Annotated in this window: 1 protein-coding gene; it reads left to right on the forward strand. The window is 70.1% G+C overall.

Annotation, left to right across the window (positions count from 1 at the left end):
• Window positions 1-272: 272 nt before the first annotated feature.
• On the forward strand, window positions 273-3,351 hold a 3,079-nt coding region (locus ITI46_RS33805; protein ID WP_209243777.1), incomplete at its 3' end, for an NACHT domain-containing protein.

Here is a 3,351-nt window from a genome sequence, read left to right on the forward strand (position 1 = left end):
CACCAGCGACCCCCCGCTGCGGCCCCGCCCCGCCACCCCACACCGCGCGCGCCCCTGCGCCTCCTATCGCGCTTCGTACGCCCCCGAAAGCCTGTGCCGCACCTCACGGCGAGCGCGCCCCGGAAGTGGCCCCGCTCATATGACCCCGCTCACGCAGTCCTGCGGCGGAACAGCGAGGGCCCCTCATCGACGCCGCGCGCGGGCACCTCTACGCTTGCTCGCCGTACGCGGCCCCGTACTGCGGGGAGTTGAGGCCGAAACGGGGGTTACGGATGGACGCGGGGGTCGTCGGGCTGCGCATCGCCTCCAGCGTGCTGGCTCCGCTGGTGAAACGCCTCTTCGTGACGGAGGGCGCGGGCGCGGGGCTGGTGGACCGGCCGGTACGCGTCTGCCGGCTCGTCTCCTTCACCGGCGAGAAGCGCGAGCTGGGCCGGCGGGAGCTGGAAAAGCTCGCCGGGGAACTGGTCGGCCGCGCCGTACGGGAGATCGGGCCGCACGAGGCGCCCCCGCCCGGGGAGGCGCAGCGCGTGGCCACCCGGCTGGCCGACACCCTGCACGCCCTCGGCGACATCGGCCTCAGCGATGTGGAGGCGGTCAGCCTCGGCCACACCGACTTCGCCCGCGCCCTGCACGCCCAGGCGAGCATGCACAGCCCGCAGCCGGACGCCGACCCCACGGAGGACGCGCTCTACCAGCGCGTGCTGGAGACCGCCTGCCTGCACATCCTGCACTTCCTCACCCAGCGTTCCACCTTTGTCGCCCGCACCCTGGTCGAGCAGAGCCGCAAGCTCGGCGACCTGGTCACCCTCGTCGACGTACTGATCGAGCGCGTGCCCTCCCAGTCCGCGCAGGACGCCGGTTTCGAGCAGCAGTACGGGCGCTACATCGCCAACCGGCACCGCACGCTCACCATCTACGGCATCGACACCCAGCAGGCGAACGAGTGGCCACTGGATACGGCGTATCTGAGCCTGGAGGCGACGGCGGGCGAGCACCCGGGGGCGTTCGACGACCTGGGCGGCCTCGCGACCGACTCCGCCATAGGTGACGCGCAACCCGCCGACCAGGCGCTCTCCGGCCACAAGCGGGTACTGCTGCGCGGTATCGCGGGCTCAGGGAAGACCACACTCGTGCAGTGGCTCGCCGTCACAACAGCGCGTCAGTCCGAACTGACCGGACGGCTCGCCCATCTGATCGGCCGGGTGCCCTTCGTGCTGCCGCTGCGCACCCTCACCCGCTCAGGTGCCGCACTGCCGACACCGGCCGACTTCCTGTCCGCCGTCGGCTGCCCGCTGGCCGGAGCACAGCCGAGCGGCTGGGCCGACCGCGTGCTGGCGGCCGGGCGCGGGGTACTGCTGGTCGACGGCATCGACGAGGTGCCCGATGAAGAGCGCGCCCGTACCCGCGCCTGGCTGCGGGACCTGACGACGGCCTACCCCGACAACCTTGTCCTGGTGACCTCCCGCCCCTCCGCCGTACGGGAGGACTGGCTGGGCCGCCAGGAGTTCACCGAACTGTCCCTCTCCCCCATGCGCCCCGCCGACGTCGACCTGTTCATCGACCGCTGGCACACGGCAGCCGAGGCGGACGAGGAACTGGCCGCCTCTTTGCGCACTGCCGTACGCACCAGACCTGACCTCTCCCTCCTGGCCACCAACCCGCTGATGTGCGGCCTGATCTGCGCCCTGCACCGGGAACGGCACGGCTTCCTGCCGCGCGGCCGCAAGGCCCTCTACGACGCGGCCCTGTCGATGCTGCTGGAGCGGCGCGACCGGGAACGCGCCGTCTACGCAGCGCATCCCGCCAGCGTCGAACTGGACGAGGAGTCCCAGGTCGAGCTGTTGCAGAAACTCGCCTACTGGCTGATCAGAAACGGCCGCTCCGAGATGGCGCAGTCCGACGCCGTGGACCTGGTGGAACGGATGCTCCCAGCGATGCCGTACGTCGCGGAACAGGGCTCCGCGGAGGCCATTTTCGGCTTCCTCCTGGTGCGCTCCGGACTGCTGCGCGAACCGGCACACGGGGCTGTCGATTTCGTCCACCGCACCTTCCAGGACTATCTGGGCGCCAAAGCGGCCGTCGAGGAGCGCGACTTCGGCGTACTGGTGCACAACGCGCACCTGGACCAGTGGGAGGACGTGGTGCGCATGGCCGTCGCCCACGCCCGGCCCGACGAACGGGCCCGCCTGCTGCGCGGGCTGGTGCAGCGCGGGGACGCCGAGCCCGCATGCCGGGCTCGGCTGCATCTGCTGGCCATGGCCTGCCTGGAGAGCGCGACGAAGCTGGACCCCGCGGTGCGGGGGGAGGTGGAGGAGCGGGCCCGGCACCTGATTCCGCCCCGGAATGTTGATGAGGCGAAGGAGTTGGTGCCGCTGGGTGGGGTGGTGCTGGATCTGTTGTCGGGGCTGGAGGAGCTGAACGAGGCGGAGTCGGTGGCCGTCGCCCATACCGCCGCGCAGATGGGCACCGATGCGGCGCTCGTGCTGCTGAAGCGGTTCCTCGACCATCCGTCGGCTGGTGTTCTCCAGCAACTGGCGGGCCACTGGGACCGGTTCGACACGGACACGTACGCGGAGGAGATCCTCGCGAACCTGCCCGACCTCCGCGATGTGCGTATCACCGCGAGCACTCCAGAGCATCTGGCGTGGCTGCGCAGGCTGGGGCAGCGGTCGACCTCTCGCGTCAGGGGGGCGTTTTCCGAGCGCGCCATCCTCGAGGCTCAGCCCCGGCCCGAAAGATTGCTCGAGCTGAGCCTCGCGCGCAATCCCCTGCTCGACCGGCTGGATGTCGCCCGCGCTTTTCCGAATCTGGAGCAATTGGAGCTTCGCGAGTGCCCGGTGCGGGATCTGTCGCCGCTGGCCGGGCTGCCCCTCACCACGCTGTATCTGTGGGACATGCTGATGCGGGACTCTATGCCGGGAATCGAGGCACTGACCGGTCTCAGAGTACTGGCCCTGGGCGACGGGGCACCGGTGCCGGAACTGACCAGGCTCACCTGCCTGGCAAAGCTGAGAACTCTGAGCCTGCCGAAGGAAACCGACAGCATCACAGGCATCTCCGCTCTCCAGAGCCTGGAGAATCTCTCCCTGTCCGAAGTGCGGCATCAGATCCCCGAAGCGGACTGGACGGAGTTGGCCGATCTCCCCGGTCTCCGGAGCCTCGCCTGCACGGGCGAGGTTCTGGAGGACCTGCGGGCTTCCCGAACGGAGCTGACCGAACTGGCCGGGCTCTTCCTCTATTACGACGGGGAGGAATCCCACCTGCCTGTGACACCGGCGACCTTCCCTGCGCTGGAATTCCTCACCCTCACAGAACCCCCCGGCTCCCTCGACCTGACCCTCCTGGCCGAAC

It is taken from the genome of Streptomyces oryzae (genome assembly GCF_017676365.1).
GTDB lineage: Bacteria > Actinomycetota > Actinomycetes > Streptomycetales > Streptomycetaceae > Streptomyces > Streptomyces oryzae.